Genomic DNA, 17,913 nt, shown 5'->3' with positions numbered 1-17,913 from the left:
TTATAAAAAAATTATAATGGTAAAACATGAATTAAAAACCAATGGTAAATTTTCTCAAATTAATGCACAAGTCAAGTTAATGTATTAAATATACCTTATAAGATTTTTATATTATTTATCTTATAAGGTATATTTTAATTCTAGGATTATATGATTTATATATTATTTATAATATTTACTTATTAGACAAAGTATTTGAAAATAACCATTGATTATTTTTTATGTCACGTCCGTTAATTATAACATCATTTTTTATGACTGTTACGTATAATCCATAAGGATTTGAGAAGCTTCGTGTGAAATCTCCAGTATCATTTTTAGAAAGGGTATAGCTTATAGAACCTGTTTGCAAAAGTGTATAATTTTTTGAATTATCAAAACATTTTTCACTAAGCTGCTTATGTGTATGAGAAGTAAATAATATTACTTCAGGATACTGTGATAGTAAATTTTTTATTGTATCGCTTTTATTAGTTCCAGAAATATCGCCCCAGCCCCAATTAAGAGTTAATGGTTGGTGAATAAATAAAAATATAGGTCTTCCTTTTTCATAGTTTTCATTAAGTTTTTCTTTAAGCCAATTAAATTGAGTATTAGATATAAAAGCATTCATTGAGTCATATGTGTCGGAGTTACCATCTTCTGAACCCAGGGATATAAAATGATAATTATTAATCCATTTATCATGATAAACGTTATCCTCCTTTGCAAAATCTAAATATCTTTGGATTTTTTTATTAACCTCTTCCTTTGAATTAGTACCATTATCATAATCATAAAATTCGTGATTACCGATATTTTTGATTATTATTTTAGGAAGAAGTTTTCTATTTTTTTCTAATACACCTGTCATTGTTTTATATTGAGAGTCAATACCTTGGTCAACTGTATCACCATTTAAAACTAAAGCATCAAGTTTTATATCTGTATTTTTTATATCGTCTATTGCATCTTGAAAGTTTTCTTCATTGTCATGAATGTCTCCAAATACAGCAAAGGATAAATCATATGGTGATTTTTCAGTAGAAGATGAGTCTGATGATTCAATATTTTCTATAGATAAAGCAAGGTCTTTATTATCTGAATAATGATTATATATATAATAACTATAACTTATTGCACATATGGATAAGATACTTAAAGATGTAGTTAATAATTTTTTTATATTCATATCTTTACTCCTTTGGTAATTATATTTAGCTATATTATAGTACAAATACAACTTGCCTTACAATAATTGTAAATGATCCTCCAAAACTTTTTTGGGGTAGTGGAACTTACTCTGTGAGAATTTTATCTTTGGAGTGAATTTTAATAAGAAAAGTACTATATATATGAATATAAAAATAAATGAGCACTACATATAATGTATGTAATACTCATTTACTAATAATTAATTATATATTAAATCCAGTTTATATCTGCTTTTTTTCTTGGAGTAGTTCTCTTATATTTTACATCTGGGTGTCCTAGAACAATACAAGATATAAGATTTTTGCTATCTTCTAAACCAATGAATTCAGCTAATTTAGGATCATTTTGAACTGCAATAGTTGTGAATCCACTGAAGAATGTACCAAGTCCTAAAACTTCAGTCATATTTGCCATATTAGCAGATGCAAGGCCACCGTTTAATGGTGATTTTGCTACTACGAATATTGCACAAGGTGCATTGAAGAATAATTCATCATTTGCAACAGGATCTTGTTCATGTTCGTTATACATTCTTATCCAGAATTCTGCATATTTTTTTAGATATTCAGTTTCAGGAGTTAGATTTGCTAAAATATATTCTCCTCTATTTTTTAGACTTTCATAAGCTAATTTCTTGAATTCTTCTACTTTTTCAGTAAGAACTATGTAAGAAACGTCTTGGCTATTTGAACCAGTTTGAGTATATCTTCCAGCTTCAATTATTTTTTGGATATCTTCTTTTGATACATCTTGTTTTTTAAATCTTCTTACACTTCTTCTGAACTTGATAAAGTTTAAGAAATTATCAGCTTCTACAGTGAAAGATTCTTTATCATAAGGTTTTACTTCATTCATGTCATAATCATCAGTTGAAACAGCGTTTACAGGACATATAGCGATACAGTGACCACATTTTATACATCTATCATTATTAATTTCAGCTTTACCTTCAACTAAAGAGATAGTTCTTACAGGACAATCTTTAACACATTGGCCACAACCAATACATTTTTCTTTATCAACATTAAACATAAAATAATGCTCCTTTATCTTTTGATTTTTTAATATTTAAATAGTCTGAGAATATAATTTATTTTCATTAAAATAGTTTTGTTTTCAAGATTATTTTTTGAAAAATTTTGACTAAATATATGAATTTAATTTATAATTCTAAAAACTAATACTATTTTACAAATAGCGAATAAAGATATTATACCTGGATAAAGCTATATTTGTCTAATTGAAATAATTCATAAAAGTATAAAAAAAAGTTATGGAAAGTAAGTTGTGGGGATTAAATTATATATTATATGTTTTTTAAAAGTATGACTTTATAAAATAGTATTAAATATTATAAGTATGTTATAGGAGATAAAAATGAATTTACAACAGTTAGAATATTTTAAAACAATATGTGAAATAAAGAATTTTACTGCAGCATCTACAGTTTTATCAGTCACTCAGCCTGCATTAAGTAAAGCTATTTCAAAATTAGAAGAAGAACTTGATGTAACTCTTTTTGAACGTGAGGGGCGTAATATAAAAATAACTAAATCTGGTGAAATATTTTTGAAATATGCGGAAAATGCATTAAATGAAATACAAAGAGGTAAAGAAGTACTTGAAGACATGAAGAAAAAAGATGAAATGACTATATCATTAGGATCAACATATTGTATAAGTGCTACATTTATACCCTTTTTAATAAGTGATTTTTTAAATAATAATTTAAAAGCTAAATTTAACTTTATTACAGAATCTTCAGAAGTTATATTTAAGGATTTAAGAAGTGGCAAAATTGAACTTGGATTTTTTGATGATATTGATAATATAGAGAGTTATGATGAAATAGAAACTCAACTTATAAAAGAAGAAGAATATGTACTTATAGTTCCTAAAAATCATCATTTATCAAATAAAGAAGAAGTTTCGTTAAAGGATTTAGAAGACGAGTATTTTATATCATGCAGTACAAAAGGGTATGGTAAAAAGATACCTTATTCAGAATTTATAGAGTATACACCTAAAATATCAGTTGAGCCAAATGAAGCAGGTATGCTTGCAGGCCTTGTTGCTGCTGGAGCAGGGATTGCTATAAGTTTAAATACTCCTTTAGTAAATACAAATAAAATTTCAGTTATAAAGATAAAAGATACAATAGGGAATAAGAGAATTTATATGGGTTGGAATAAGAATTTAAATATATCTAAAAATACTCAGGAATTTAAGGAATATGTTTTAGGCTTATACAATTAATATAATAGTGAAAGTGCTGATAAAATCAATAAAAAATGATCTTATCAGCACTTTATGATATGTGAGAATATGTATATTAAGAAATTTACATTAGAAGCATAAAAAGCACATATAAATCTTATTATAAAAAAAATTTAGTAAAAAATATTGATTTTTTTACTAGATATGAAATATAATTAAGAAAACGTTATCTTGAGGGAGGCACATACTATGAGTATTAATCTTAGTAAAGACAATAAAATATTTAAACTAGATACAAATAACACATCATATGTTTTTGGAGTTGATGATAAAGGTTTATTAAGACATATATATTGGGGAACAAAAATAGAAAATATTGAAGATTTTTATATGCCAGTTCTTGAGGAAGTTTCAACTAATGACCCAGTGTTTGAAGTTACACCTGAAGAATTTCCAGTACACGGTGGATTAAGATATAAGGAAACATGTTTAAAAGTTAATTTTAATGATGGTACAAGAGATTTATTATATAAATATAATGGATATAATATAGAAGGTAATGTATTAATAGTAAAATTATTAGATGATTATTATGATTTTGAAATAAATTTATACTATAAAATTTACGAAGAAGAAAATTTACTTGAACGTTGGGTTGAGATTAAAAATAACACAAATGATATTATAGAAGTAGAAAAAATACAAAGTGCTCAGTTCCATATACCTTATTCAGGATTGAATTTTTCAAATACTCATGGACATTGGGGAGCAGAAAAACAGATGTTCACTCAAAAATTAGGTTATGGTAAGATTACAATTGAAAATAGAAGAGGTATATCAACACATAATCATAATCCATATTTTATTTTAGATAAGGATGCTAATGAAACTTGTGGAGAAGTATTTTTCGGAGCATTAAGATTAAGTGGTAATTTCAGTGGAGTTATAGAGCAGACTCAATATGGTGATACATTAATTCAAATGGGAATAAATCCTTATGATTTCTTATTGAAGCTATTACCAGGCGAAAGTTTTACAGCACCAGCAATTATAAGTGGATATTCTAACAGTGGATTTGAAACAATGTCACATAATATTCATAAGTTTGCCAATAATTATATTTTAAGAAATGGACTTAGACCAGTTTTATATAATTCATGGGAAGCTACAGAATTTAATGTGAAATGCGATGAACAAATAAAACTAGCAGAAAAAGCAAGTGAAATTGGTGCAGAATTATTTGTAGTAGATGATGGATGGTTTGGACAAAGAAATGGAATACATAATGGTCTTGGAGATTGGTATGTAAATGAAGAAAAATTCCCAGAGGGATTAACACCATTAATAAATAAAGTAAAAGAATTAAACATGATGTTTGGAATATGGGTAGAACCAGAAATGGTAAATCCTTTATCACAGCTTTATAAAGATCACCCTGATTGGATTTATCATTATGATACTAGAGTAAGTGATACTTCAAGAGGACAATATGTATTAAATTTAACTAAGCAAGAAGTAAAAGATTTTGTTTATAATATGCTAGATAATTTATTATCAATATATGATATAGATTATATTAAATGGGATGCCAATAGACCTATTTCTCAAGCATCTGTAGAAAAAGACATATGGTATAAGCATATAGAAAATGTATACGATATTGTTAGAAGCTTAAAGAAGAAACATCCACATGTTTTATTTGAAGCATGTGCATCTGGTGGAGGAAGAATTGATTATGGTATTTTAGGCATTTTTGATGACTTCTGGACAAGTGATAATACAGATGCTTATGACAGATTAGATATACAAAAGAGTTACTCATATATATATCCTATAAAAGCAATGAGAGCATGGGTTACAGATTGTCCTAATTTCTTGTCTAAAAGAATAATCCCTATGGAATTTAGATATCATAGCGCTATGATGGGAACTTTAGGCATTGGATGTAATATTATAAAATTAAATGAGGATGAAATGGATATTTCTAAAAAGATGATTAAGGAATACAAAGATATACGTCATATAGTACAAGAGGGAAAGTTCTACAGATTAGAAAATACTTCATGTAATGACTATCACTTATTCCAATATGTAAAAGAAGATGAATCTCTATTGTTTGTATTCCTACCTCAAAGTAAATTGGGTCATAGTGAAGTAAGAGTAAAATTAAGAGGATTAGATCCTAAAAAATCATATGTATTTGAGTTGAATAAAAAAGAGTATAAAAAATCAGGAGCATATTTAATGAGTCATGGTATTGATGTAAAATTAAATGGCGATTATGCAAGTGAAATTATAAAATTTAAATTGCTTTAAAGAGATTATTATATAATTTTATCTATGATAAAAAGCGTTTAACTAGTGTAGTTAAGCGCTTTTTAAATGTTTTTAGTAAAATTATAAAAAAATTTAGTAAAAATCATTGTATTTGTTTACATAGATGATATTATTTATGTAGAGGATGTAAACAATTACTTAAGCGATATTGAAAGGTGAGATCGATATGGAAGATTCAAAATTATCATTTAAAACTAAATATTCATTCGGTATAGGAGCTTTAGGAAAAGATTTATGTTATGCAATTATGTCTTCGTTCTTAATGATTTACTTAACCGATTTAGTAGGAATATCACCGGCTTTCGTAGGAACATTATTCTTAGTAGCCAGAGTATGGGATGCTGTTAATGATCCTATGATGGGAATGGTAGTTGATAATACAAGAACAAGATTTGGTAAGTTCAGACCTTGGATTATGATAGGTACAATTCTTAACTCAATAGTACTTGTATTATTATTTACAAAACCAAATTTAAGTGGCAGCAAGCTTTATGTATATTTTTCAGTAATTTATCTATTATAGGGTATGACTTATACTATGGAAGATATACCTTACTGGTCAATGTTACCATGTTTGTCTAAAACACCAGAGGAAAGAGAAAAGATGTCAGTTATACCTAGAATATTTGCCAGCAGTGCATGGTTAATAATGGGGGCATTTGGATTAACAATAATAAATAAATTAGGTCAAGGAAATGACTTAAAAGGATATTCAAAATTTGCAATTATCATAGCAATTATATTTATAGTAACAGCTACTATCACTTGTGTAAACGTTAAAGAGAAAAACATGCTTGATGCAGAAGATGATATGGCTAAACTAGATAAGAAAAATAGAATCGGTCTTAAGGGAATGATGAAGGTTATACTTCAAAATGATCAATTAAAAGTTTTTATTGGTGTAGTTTTATGTTATAACTTAGTAGTTCAACTATATGGTGTAGCTGCAATGTACTACTTTAAATATGTTACTGGTAATGCTAATATGTATTCTGTATTTACAGCATGTGCAGGAATTGCAGAAATCGCAGGGTTATTCTTCTTCCCAATGCTTACAAAGACAATTGGAAGAGATCAAGTATTCAAAATAGCAGCATTTATCCCAGCTGTAGGTTTAGTGTTATTACTAGTATCAGGAATATTTGCACCAACAAATGCAATACTAATTGCACTTTCAGGAGCAATATGTAAGCTTGGATCAGGATTTACATTAGGTGCTACAACAGTAATGATTGCAGATGTTATTGATTATGGCGAATATAAATTAGGTACAAGAAATGAAAGTATAATAGCTTCATTCCAAACTTTATTAGTTAAAACTGCATCAGCAGTATCTGGATGGTTAGTAGGAGTAGGATTAACTATGGTAGGATACGTTCCAAATGTTGAACAAAGTGCAGGAACTATATTAGGATTAAGAATATTAATGATAGGTGTTCCTTCAGTAATAACAATAATAAGTTACTTTATTTATAAAAATGGTTATAAATTAAAAGGACAATATCAAAAAGAAATTATGGATGAATTAGAAAAGAGAAGAGAAGAAAAAGCAGCTTAGTTTTTACAATCTGTTGCAAATCGTTATACAATAATAATTTGCAACAGATTTTTTTTGAAAGGAGTATATAAATATGTATTTAGGTGTAGATTATTATCCAGAGCATTGGGATAAAGAAATGTTAGAGGATGATTTAAATAATATATTAGAACTTGGAAGTAATGTTATTAGAATAGGTGAATTTGCATGGCATATGATGGAATGCGAAGAAGGAAAATATGATTTTTCTTATTTTGATAATATTATAAAAGAAGCAAAAAACAAAGGATTAAAAGTCATATTTGGAACTCCAACAGCTACTATGCCAGCATGGCTTGCCAAGAAGCATCCAGATGTATTATCAGAATTTGAAGACAATACAAAGAGAGTGTTTGGTGGAAGAAGACAGTATTGCTTCAATAGTAAAACATACTATGATTATTCTAAAAAGATAATTGAAAAATTAGCAGAACATTATAGAGGTGAAGAGGGAATAGTTGCATGGCAAATAGATAACGAATTTGGTCATGAAGGAAGCGATATATGTTTCTGCGACAATTGTAAAAAAGCGTTTAGAGAATATTTAAAGGAAACATATAACAATGATATAGAAAAGCTTAATAAAACATGGGGGACAGTATTCTGGTCACAAGAATATAATGATTTTAATGAAATACCTCTTCCAGCAAAAACTATAACAACTCATAATCCAGCACTTCGTATGGAATGGGAAAGATTCAGAAGTATCAGCATTGAAAGATATGCAAAGATGCAGGTTGATTTATTAAAAGAAATATTAGGAGAAGATACAGTTGTAATTCATGATTTTTCAGGAGGATATTTTGATAAGAGTTATGATTATTCAAAAGTAGCTCAGCATTTAGATGTTGTAGCATATAATAATTATCCTGTATGGGGAGGACAAAGAGAACCAATTCCAAATTATGAAATAGCATGTGGATTAGATTTCATGAGAGGATGCAAAAAGCAAAACTTCTGGATAACAGAAGCGATTATGGGAGCTCAAGGTCACGATGTAATTGGTTATCTTCCAAGACCTAATCAAGCTAAAATGTGGTCATATCAAGCAATGGCTCATGGATGTAATTCTCTTATGTATTTTAGATATAGAGGAGCTACAAAGGGTGCTGAACAGTATTGTTATGGCATAATTGATGCAGATAATAAAAAGAGAAGAAAGTTCTATGAAGTACAAAATTTCTTTAATGAAATGAAAAAGAGTGAAGATGTAATAAACAGCATTATTAATTCAGAAGTGGCTGTAATTTATGATTATGAATCTATGGCTTCATTTAGAATACAAAAGCAAAGCTTTATGATGGATTATAAAAATGAAGTATATAGACTTTACAGACCTTTTTATGAAAAGAATATAAATATAGATGTTATTCCATCATATGCTGATTTTAGTGATTATAAAGTACTATTAATTCCTGCAATGATTGTATTTAAAAAAGAATTCCAAAAGAAGATAGAAAAGTTTGTTGAAGATGGAGGAAAAATAGTATTTACATTCAGAACAGCAGTAAAGGATTATTACAATAATTTAACACTAGGAGAATTGAATCCAACTTATTATAATGATCTTGTTGGTGCTTATGTTGAAGAAATTGAATCTTTACAAGATGGGCAAGATGTAAAGATAAAAGGTGTAGGAAACTTTGAAGGAATTAATGGAAGCGGAAATGTATTTAGGGATATGCTTAAGACTACAACTGCAGAAACTTTATTTGAATATGAAGATCCGTTCTTTAATGATTTATCAGCTGTTACATTAAATAAATATGGTAATGGTGATGTATATTATATAGGATGTGGATTAGACAACTCTCTTATGGACTTATTAGCAGAAAAGATAATCAAAGATGCTGATATTGATTTTATTGAATCACCACAAGGAGTAGAAATTGTTAAGAGAGTAGTTAACAACGAAACGTATTATTTTGTAATGAATCATACAAGTGAAAATAAAGAATTAAATAACACTAAATTAGCACCTTATGAAAGCAAAATAGTTAAGGAATTATAGGAAAATTTTTATAGTTTCTTATTATAAAGAAAGTAAATTGACTCATACCTGTAATATAAATATTACAGGTATGAGTTATTTTTGTTGTTTAATATAGAAAATGAAACATCTACTATACAAAAATATATGTACTGGATATAATAAATGTGAATTACATAATTAAGGAGCTATATGAGATGAAATTTTATTTTGCGCCATTAGAAGGTGTCACAGGATACATATATAGAAATGCATATAACAGTCTTTTTGGAAATGTAGATAAATATTTTACACCATTTATTGTACCGAGCATTAATAAATGCCTCAAATCAAGGGAACTAAATGATATATTACCAGAACATAATAAAGGAATGTATGTAGTACCACAGATTCTAACAAACAATTCAGAATATTTTTTAGATACAGTAAATGCACTTAGAGAATTTGGATATAATGAAATAAACTTAAATTTAGGATGCCCATCTGGGACAGTTGTAGGAAAAAATAGAGGTTCTGGATTTTTAGCACTGCCAGATGAGTTAGATAAATTTTTAGATGAAGTATTCAGTGGAACTGATGCGAAAATATCTATAAAAACAAGAATAGGTAAGGATTCACCAGATGAATTTTATAAGCTTTTAGATATATATAATAAATATCCTTTAGAAGAACTTATAATACATCCAAGAATTCAAAAGGATTATTATAAAAATAATCCTAATATGAAGATATACAAATATGCAGAAGAACATAGTAAAAATTCATTATGTTATAATGGGGATATTTTTAATGTGAAAGATTATGAAAGTCTAAGAGAAGAATATCCAGTTTTAGATAGAGTAATGCTTGGAAGAGGAATTATTGCTAATCCAGGTCTTATAGGTGAGATTAAAAATAAAGAAGTAGTTGATAAAGAGAAGTTAAAAGAATTTCATGATATAATATTTGAAGGTTATAAAGAAATTCTATCTGGAGATAAAAATGCACTATTTAAAATGAAAGAATTCTGGTTCTACATGAAAAATGTATTTGCAGATAGTGATAAATGTGCAAAAAAAATAAGGAAAACAAGTTCAGTTCAGGAATATATCTCAGTAGTTAATATGATATTTAATGAACTGGAAATTGAACAAGATTCAATGCGAGGATTTAAATAAATTTATTTTTATTAAAGCTCTGTTAGATTAAATTGTTGATATAGAACATAAATAAAGTTGTTCAGTTTGAACAACTTTATTTGTTTTTTGAATTTTACAAAAAAATGATAAAACGATAATAGGATAGTGTATTTTAGGTCAATCTATTCTATGTCTACGGAAATTCCCAGGGGTATAGTTGGTTATTTTTTTAAATTGACGACAGAAATGCTCAGTATTATTATAGCCACAAAGAATAGAAATTTCTGAAATTGTATGATTAGAGTAAAGTAGATATTCTTTTGCTAAACGTATTCTGCTGTCGATAACATCATCAACACAAGAAATACCAAATGTTTTCTTGTAAATTGTCTGTAAGTACCCCTGACTTATATGTATAAATTCTGCCATGGCTGAGACTGTCCAGTTATTACTTGGATTATTATGAATTTCTTTTCTTAAATTTAAGAGATTATAATACTGAGGCGTAATATCTGTATGGCAGCATGACTCAGAAAGTTTATTAAATAAAATTCTTAATAAATAATCAATTGAAGATTCTCTGTAGTCTTTTTTAAATGAATTTTCACTTACAATAAGATCAAATAATTTAGAACAGTAATCTGGATCATCTATAGAGAAAGGAATTCCAAATGGAATTCGTGTATCAGCAATATAAGATTCATCAGATTCAAAGCGTATCCAATCATTTATATAGTATTTTTCACAAGCTTTATAATATATTTTTTGGTGTGGTTTATAAAGAATAGCACTATGAGGGGGATATTCTTTTAATTCATTATCTACCCAGAAAATAGCTGAAGTCTTAGTAATAACAAGAAGGTAGCAGCCATGACCATTTGGAATATCAAAAACAAAATCTTCTGAATGTACTGCGTTACATCCTGCATACATAATATTTGTCAAAATCATCACTCCAATCTTTGGATATATCAACTATTTATTAGTATATATCATTGTTAAATATTAGTAAATAAAATATAATGACCTTGAAAATAATTGAAATGATTAATTGTTTTATAAGAATTCTAGATTGAAGAATTTTTTATTGTTAGTGCAAATCATCAATTATTTAATATAGAAAGGCAGGATATATTATTATGGAAAATGTAAATAAGTATTCAAATTATATACTTTGTTATACAAGAAAGAATAAAGAAGATATGATTTATTCCAAGAAATTAGCATATAGTATGCATCTTGCATATAGCAATGATGGAGTAAAATTTCAAGAATTGAATCATAATTCAGGAGTATTATTTGCGAAGGCAACAGAAAACGATAACGGCTTGTTGATTGCTAAAAGCTTAAAAAAGCCTTACTTATTTAATTTAAAAGATGGATTATTTGGTGTTGTGTGTATCCGTACAGAAGCAGAAGGTGAAAATGATAGTGAAAGTAAAGGTAAGATTCTTTTATGCACTTCGAGAGATCTTTTGTCTTATGATGAAATCGGTTTAATAGATTTAAATATGGATACTTATGTAAATGATGTTACATGTGAGTATAATAGGGAAAATGATAATTATGTAATTCATTGGTGTAATAAAGAAGGAAATTATTATAAGAATTATATTAAAGATATTGCAGACGTTAATTCAGCATCTATTCCAGAAAAGGCAGAAGCATTTAATATTGAAACTATTAAGGCTGATATAGAAGGATTGGTATCAAGAAATATAATAAAAGTATCTGATGATATTGCCCATAGATTAGTATGTAGACTTACTGTTCCTACTAATGTAAAAGTTGAAGTTCCACAAAATGTTAATGTGAATTCAGCTGATGACTTAAAAAAGATTAAAGCAAAAGCTATTTACACTGATGGAACAACTCATACAAAATATATAGATTGGAATACTGAAAATGTTGATTGGAGTACAAAAGGATCATATAAAATAGAGGGGAGAATACATCAGGACCATTATGAATTCCCTATTACAGAAAATCGTGCTGATCCATGTATAGGTAAATGGAATGGAAAGTATTATTTCATTGCTACAAATGATGCTGATGGCAATCATACATTATACATGAGAGAGGCAGATACTATTCCCGAACTATTAACTGCTGAAGAGAAATTAATACTTGACTCAAGTACTTATGAAGATATTGGAGGATTACTTTGGGCTCCAGAATTTCATATAGTAGATGGTAAGCTTTATATTTTCCATGGAGCTACACAGGGAGAATTTTTCTATGAAGAATCTCATGTTATGAAACTTAGAGAAGGCGGAAATCCAATGAATGCAAAAGATTGGTCGAGACCTCATAGAGTTGTTAAAAAGGATGGTACTTATCTTTGTGAAGCAGGAAAAACAATTTCTCTTGATATGACTAATTTTGAAGTGAATGGTGAGTATTATGTTGTTTGGTCACAGCGTCAGTTCCTTCCTATAGACCTTGGAGCATGGTTATATATTGCAAAGGTAGATCCAAAGGAGCCTTGGAAGCTTATAACTGAACCAGTTGTAATTTCAAAGCCAGACTATGGATGGGCTAATAATCACGTATTTGTAGATGAAGGACCATTTGCTCTATTTAGAGATAATAGAATTTTCTTAACTTTCTCAAGTGCATTAATAGATGCAACTTATGTTTTTGGATTATTAACTGCTAAAATTGGAGCAGATTTATTAAATCCTGATAGTTGGAGAAAAGGAAACTATCCCTTACTTACATCTAGAAGTATAAAGGGTGAAGATGGACCAGGGCATAATGCATATGTAATAGATGATGAAGGGTCTGTTTGGAACACTTATCATGCAAGAAAAAATATAGATGGACCAAGATCATCAGGAATTCGTCGTGTTCATTTTGATATTGATGGATATCCAGTATTAGATTTACCAGAAGATAAAGATTTAAATAAGGATTTAGCAGAAGTAACTACTACTATTATTTTAGAATAATTTTAGTTTAATTTGATGTTATGATAGGTTGATTTCAGGAGGATTTTTTATGATAAAGGAAGTAAAAGTACCAGCAAAGGGGAAAGAATTTAAAAACAATGCAACTTATTGTGTAGGTACTGGAAGAATGGGACTAGCTCTTCAAAAGGAATATTTAGATCATTTAAAAATAGTGCAAGATTCTATACATTTTAAATATATAAGAGGACATGGATTATTTTGCGATGATGTTGCAATATATCGTGAATGTGAATTAGATGGTAAGAAACATATTTTTTATAATTTCACATATTTAGATAGGATAATGGATTCATATCTTGAAAATAATATTAAGCCATTTTTAGAACTTGGATTTATGCCAGAAAAGCTTAAGACAGGTGAACAATGCGTATTTTATTGGAAGGGTAATGCAACACCTCCATCATCATATGAAAAGTGGGCTGAGCTTATTAAAGCTACATTAAATCATTTGATTGAAAGATATGGAAGAGAAGAAGTTGTTACATGGCCAGTTGAAGTATGGAATGAGCCTAATATAGGATTCTGGGCAGGAACAATGGAAGAGTATTTTAAGCTTTATGATTATTCTGCAAAAGCTGTAAAAGAGGTAGATGAAAGAATAAAAGTAGGGGGACCTGCAATCTGTGGTATTGAAACAGAAAAATGGCTTAGAGGCTTCTTCGAACATTGTATAGAAAATAAATCTCCACTAGATTTTATTACACGTCACTGCTATACAGCAAATGAAACTAGAAATGCAGGGCAATATGTACATCATACAATGAGAAAATCAACTGTTATGATTGATGAACTTAAAGAAACTAGAGCTATAATGAATGATTATAGTGAAATTGCTGATATGCCTCTTCATATAACAGAATTTAATACTTCATATGTACCAAACTGCCCAGTTCATGATACAGATTTTAACGCGGCTTATATAGCACGTATTTTAAGTGAAGCAGGGGAATATGCAGATTCTTATTCATATTGGACATTTAGTGATGTATTTGAAGAAAGTGATGTTCCTAAGTCAGAATTTCATGGGGGTTTTGGATTAGTAGCTTTAAATTCTATAAAGAAACCTACATTCTATACTTTTGAGTTTTTCTCTAAAGTAGGAAACGAACTTCTTTATAGAGATGATAATGTTATAGTTACAAAGAAGAATGACAAGTATGTGATTATAGGATGGAATCATCATGATATGCGTGATCATAAAGTAGCAGCAGATATACGCTATAACTTTAGTATTCCTGCATTAAATAGTCAAGCTATATTGATTAAAAAAGAGGTTGGGGGAAGACATGCAAATCCATTACAAACATGGAGCAACCTTGGTAAGCCACGTACTTTGAATAAAGAACAAATTGAAATTCTTAAAGCATCTGCAGAACCTCTACAGACTGATTATAAGTTGTTTGAAGAGGATGGAAATTACAAAGTAGAGCTAAATATTCCTTGTAATCATTTATGCATGATTGAAATATCACCAGTAAATGATTTGACAGATACTTATCTTGGATTCGAGGAAGATGAGTTTTATGGAATGAAATAAAAATAATAATTATTAGAGACAATACCATTTCAACTTTTATTTTTAGCTGAAATGGTATTATTTTTAGTTAATCTTTAAAGCATTTAATGCAAAAGTACGATGATTTATCATTTTGAATTTATCAATTTGGAAGCTATTCTTATTAATAAGATAAGTGATTTCTTTTTTATCATATATCTTATAATCACCTGAATTAGAATACTTTAAGAAGAAATTAAGTATATTTCCATTACCACATCCTAAATCTAAAATATTACCATTAGGGACAGAGAGAACTCTATTCAAAATTTCATCATACATGCATTTTACAAATTACCGTCACTGCTTTCATTATAATATTTTGCTGTTTCATCGAAATGCTTTTTTGTAGTTTGTTTTGAGGAAGTTAATTGATTCATTTATATCATCCTTTCACTTAGTGAATATGTTTTAATGACATATATTCATTCGAATATATGGAATTCTAAATTATGCATATTGAATAAAATGGATTATATGTAAAAATAAAGTTGACAAAATTGGTTATATTTGATGGTATACATTTAATCCTATAGAAATAATAGGAATTAAAAACAGAAAGGTGAGTAGGATATGGACATCGATTGGAATTTTGTTACGGACAGTCTTCCTTTATATTTAGAAGCTGCGATTCTTACATTGAAGCTGGGATTTATAGGCATTATTTTATCATTAATTATCGGTTTAATATGCAGTATAGTTCTATATTTTAAAATCAAAGTTTTAGATAAGATAGTACAAGCATATATTGAACTTTCAAGAAATAATCCATTACTTGTTCAAATATTCTTTTTATATTTTGGTTTTCCAAAGCTAGGATTAAAAATGAATGAAACTACATGTGCAGTAATTGGGCTAGCATTTTTAGGAGGAAGCTATATGGCTGAAGCATTCAGAAGTGGCCTTGAAGCTGTTTCAAAGTCTCAAATTGAATGTGGAATAAGTATTGGTTTATCAAAACTACAGCTTATAAGATACGTTATTATTCCTCAAGCTTTTTCAATAAGTATACCATCCATAAGTGCTAATTTCATTTTCTTATTAAAAGAAACATCTGTGCTTGGAGCTATATCAATAATTGAAGTTACAAACTTAACAAAGGATCTTATAGGAATGTATTATAGAACATTTGAAGCACTTGCAATGCTTGTAGTGGCTTATCTTATTATAGTTCTTCCTGTATCTTTTATTTTAACTTTATTTGAAAGGAAGCTTAGATATGCAGAATTCGGCAATTAGTGTGATTTTTCAAGGCAAAAACCTTGAACGTATATTTGAAGGTCTTTTAACTACAGCAGAAATTGCTTTTATATCAATAATAATAGGATCACTTCTAGGAATTTTAATTGGACTTAGCAGAACATCAAAGTATAAGATAGTACTTTTTATAAATAGAATTTATTTAGAAGCATTTAGAATAATACCAACATTAGTATGGCTGTTTATATTTTATTTTGGTGTAACTACGGCATTAGATATTAATTTAAGTGGTGAAATAGTATCTATAATTGTATTTACTTTATGGGGAGCAGCTGAAATGGGGGATATTGTTAGAGGAGCCCTTCAATCACTTCCAAAACATCAAATAGAATCTGGACAGGCACTTGGATTAAATAAGTATATGCTTTATAGATATATTTTGATTCCTCAAGCTATAAGAAGAATGATACCAGGAACAATTAATTTAGCAACTAGAATGGTAAAGACAACATCACTTGTAGTTCTAATAGGCGTTATTGATGTGGTTAAAATAGGTCAGCAGATTATAGAAACTTCAAGATTTCAATTTCCAACAGCATCATTTTGGGTTTATGGTTTTGTATTTTTCTTGTATTTCATAATATGTTACCCATTATCAAGAATATCTAAAACATTAGAAGCTAAGTGGAATGATTAGGAGGATATTATGGAGAAAAGTAATAATCCTGTATTATTACAGGTAGAGAGTATACATAAAAAATATGAAGATAGAGAAGTTCTAAAAGGAATTGATGTTAATCTACATAAGGGGGAAGTGCTAGTTGTATTAGGTCCTTCTGGATGTGGTAAAAGTACATTTTTAAGATGTCTTAATGGATTAGAAAAAATTCAAGGAGGAGACATTAAATTCAAGGATAAAAGCTTTAATGATAAAAATATAAACTGGCAAGATATCCATGAAAAAATAGGAATGGTATTTCAGAACTATGAATTATTTCCTCATATGACTGTTATGGAAAATATAATGCTTGGACCATTAAAGGTTCAGAAAAGAAATAGGGCTGAAGTAGAAAAGCAGGCAGAAGAACTTTTAAGCAGAGTAGGTTTACTTGATAGAAAGGATGCGTATCCACGTCAGCTATCAGGTGGACAAAAACAGAGAATTGCTATTGTAAGAGCATTATGTATGAATCCTGAAATTATTTTATTTGATGAAGTTACAGCATCACTTGATCCAGAAATGGTAAGAGAAGTTTTAGATGTTATACTAGGACTTGCTAAACAAGGAATGACAATGGTTTTAGTAACTCATGAAATGGGATTTGCAAGATCAGTAGCAGATAGAATTTTATTTTTTGACCAAGGAAAGATATGTGAAGAAAGTGAACCAGAAGAATTTTTCACAAATCCTAAAACTGAACGTGCAAAACAATTTTTAAATATTTTTAGTTATTAGAAATTATATGGGGATAAAAATAGAAAATTAAATTGTAAGAAAAAGTATAAATAATAGCTTTTATATCTGTTATTTAACTTAGTAATATATTATTTGATAGTGTAAAGTACGCTATGAAAATAATATTTAAAAATTTAATAGTTAAATAATCAATATAAGTAAAAAATAGTGAGTTACTACTGAAATTTAGGCATAAGAAATAGGCCTCCGGCGACGCAGGTAAAAAACAAATATTGTAAATTTGATGTCAGGAACACTTATTTTCTTGCATATTTAAAATGGTTTGTTGTCCTAGACT

Annotated in this window: 13 protein-coding genes and 1 pseudogene; 10 read left to right on the top strand and 4 right to left on the bottom strand. The window is 28.4% G+C overall.

What is annotated here, in order from left to right:
* Positions 1–175 precede the first annotated feature (175 nt).
* The gene (locus HF850_RS14270; protein WP_206151687.1) at positions 176–1,171 is read right to left on the bottom strand and encodes a metallophosphoesterase; all 996 of its coding nucleotides are present in this window, start codon (positions 1,169–1,171) and stop codon (positions 176–178) included.
* A 233-nt stretch (positions 1,172–1,404) separates the two neighbouring features.
* Positions 1,405–2,226: a nitroreductase family protein gene (locus HF850_RS14265; RefSeq protein WP_169106096.1), complete on the bottom strand. Its 822-nt coding sequence runs from the start codon at positions 2,224–2,226 to the stop codon at positions 1,405–1,407.
* A 345-nt stretch (positions 2,227–2,571) separates the two neighbouring features.
* Between HF850_RS14265 and HF850_RS14260 the strand changes: the two genes are divergently transcribed.
* The 5 genes and pseudogenes from HF850_RS14260 (at position 2,572) to HF850_RS14240 (ending at position 10,471) form a co-directional block, all read left to right on the top strand.
* Positions 2,572–3,450 (top strand): LysR family transcriptional regulator, encoded by an 879-nt coding sequence (locus tag HF850_RS14260; protein WP_169106095.1) that lies wholly within the window; start codon positions 2,572–2,574, stop codon positions 3,448–3,450.
* A gap of 210 nt (positions 3,451–3,660) precedes the next feature.
* On the top strand, positions 3,661–5,727 hold the full coding sequence (locus tag HF850_RS14255) for an alpha-galactosidase (protein ID WP_169106094.1): 2,067 nt from the start codon (positions 3,661–3,663) through the stop codon (positions 5,725–5,727).
* A 187-nt stretch (positions 5,728–5,914) separates the two neighbouring features.
* A pseudogene (melB, locus tag HF850_RS14250) lies at positions 5,915–7,306 on the top strand (melibiose:sodium transporter MelB).
* Positions 7,307–7,379: 73 nt separating this feature from the next.
* Entirely contained in the window at positions 7,380–9,335 is a 1,956-nt protein-coding gene (locus tag HF850_RS14245; protein WP_169106093.1) for a beta-galactosidase, read from the top strand.
* Between the two features lie 176 nt (positions 9,336–9,511).
* Positions 9,512–10,471 (top strand): tRNA-dihydrouridine synthase, encoded by a 960-nt coding sequence (locus HF850_RS14240; RefSeq protein ID WP_169106092.1) that lies wholly within the window; start codon positions 9,512–9,514, stop codon positions 10,469–10,471.
* 138 nt (positions 10,472–10,609) lie between these two features.
* On the opposite strand, the gene HF850_RS14235 is transcribed toward HF850_RS14240, so the two are convergent.
* Positions 10,610–11,377 (bottom strand): AraC family transcriptional regulator, encoded by a 768-nt coding sequence (locus HF850_RS14235; RefSeq protein ID WP_169106091.1) that lies wholly within the window; start codon positions 11,375–11,377, stop codon positions 10,610–10,612.
* Between the two features lie 194 nt (positions 11,378–11,571).
* Here HF850_RS14235 and HF850_RS14230 point away from each other — a divergent pair, with 194 nt between their 5' ends.
* Together HF850_RS14230 and HF850_RS14225 are read left to right on the top strand one after the other, a co-directional pair.
* Positions 11,572–13,383 (top strand): family 43 glycosylhydrolase, encoded by a 1,812-nt coding sequence (locus HF850_RS14230; RefSeq protein WP_169106090.1) that lies wholly within the window; start codon positions 11,572–11,574, stop codon positions 13,381–13,383.
* 49 nt (positions 13,384–13,432) lie between these two features.
* The gene (locus HF850_RS14225; protein ID WP_169106089.1) at positions 13,433–14,941 is read left to right on the top strand and encodes a glycosyl hydrolase; all 1,509 of its coding nucleotides are present in this window, start codon (positions 13,433–13,435) and stop codon (positions 14,939–14,941) included.
* 63 nt (positions 14,942–15,004) lie between these two features.
* On the opposite strand, the gene HF850_RS14220 is transcribed toward HF850_RS14225, so the two are convergent.
* On the bottom strand, positions 15,005–15,226 hold the full coding sequence (locus HF850_RS14220) for a hypothetical protein (protein ID WP_243159505.1): 222 nt from the start codon (positions 15,224–15,226) through the stop codon (positions 15,005–15,007).
* A gap of 306 nt (positions 15,227–15,532) precedes the next feature.
* On the opposite strand from HF850_RS14220, the gene HF850_RS14215 reads away from it, so the two are divergent.
* The 3 genes from HF850_RS14215 to HF850_RS14205 are packed head-to-tail and all read left to right on the top strand — an operon-like array spanning position 15,533 to position 17,615.
* Positions 15,533–16,198 (top strand): amino acid ABC transporter permease, encoded by a 666-nt coding sequence (locus HF850_RS14215; protein WP_169106088.1) that lies wholly within the window; start codon positions 15,533–15,535, stop codon positions 16,196–16,198.
* Positions 16,179–16,856, top strand: coding sequence for an amino acid ABC transporter permease (locus HF850_RS14210; protein ID WP_169106087.1), 678 nt, complete (start codon positions 16,179–16,181; stop codon positions 16,854–16,856). The genes HF850_RS14215 and HF850_RS14210 overlap by 20 nt, the downstream gene beginning before the upstream one ends.
* Positions 16,857–16,865: 9 nt before the next feature.
* Complete coding sequence (locus HF850_RS14205) at positions 16,866–17,615, top strand: amino acid ABC transporter ATP-binding protein (RefSeq protein ID WP_169106086.1); 750 nt, start codon at positions 16,866–16,868, stop codon at positions 17,613–17,615.
* The last annotated feature ends 298 nt before the right edge of the window (positions 17,616–17,913 follow it).

The sequence above is a fragment of the Clostridium sp. SM-530-WT-3G genome (assembly GCF_012843905.1).
Taxonomy (GTDB): Bacteria; Bacillota; Clostridia; order Clostridiales; family Clostridiaceae; genus Clostridium.
This window is presented reverse-complemented; position numbering and strand designations above follow the sequence as displayed.

Coding starts and splice junctions, on each gene's coding strand:
- HF850_RS14265 (WP_169106096.1), bottom strand. CDS start 2,226: ATGTTTAATGTTGATAAAGAAAAATGTATTGGTTGTGGCCAATGTGTT.
- HF850_RS14205 (WP_169106086.1), top strand. CDS start 16,866: ATGGAGAAAAGTAATAATCCTGTATTATTACAGGTAGAGAGTATACAT.
- HF850_RS14225 (WP_169106089.1), top strand. CDS start 13,433: ATGATAAAGGAAGTAAAAGTACCAGCAAAGGGGAAAGAATTTAAAAAC.
- HF850_RS14245 (WP_169106093.1), top strand. CDS start 7,380: ATGTATTTAGGTGTAGATTATTATCCAGAGCATTGGGATAAAGAAATG.
- HF850_RS14260 (WP_169106095.1), top strand. CDS start 2,572: ATGAATTTACAACAGTTAGAATATTTTAAAACAATATGTGAAATAAAG.
- HF850_RS14270 (WP_206151687.1), bottom strand. CDS start 1,171: ATGAATATAAAAAAATTATTAACTACATCTTTAAGTATCTTATCCATA.
- HF850_RS14255 (WP_169106094.1), top strand. CDS start 3,661: ATGAGTATTAATCTTAGTAAAGACAATAAAATATTTAAACTAGATACA.
- HF850_RS14240 (WP_169106092.1), top strand. CDS start 9,512: ATGAAATTTTATTTTGCGCCATTAGAAGGTGTCACAGGATACATATAT.
- HF850_RS14230 (WP_169106090.1), top strand. CDS start 11,572: ATGGAAAATGTAAATAAGTATTCAAATTATATACTTTGTTATACAAGA.
- HF850_RS14215 (WP_169106088.1), top strand. CDS start 15,533: ATGGACATCGATTGGAATTTTGTTACGGACAGTCTTCCTTTATATTTA.
- HF850_RS14210 (WP_169106087.1), top strand. CDS start 16,179: ATGCAGAATTCGGCAATTAGTGTGATTTTTCAAGGCAAAAACCTTGAA.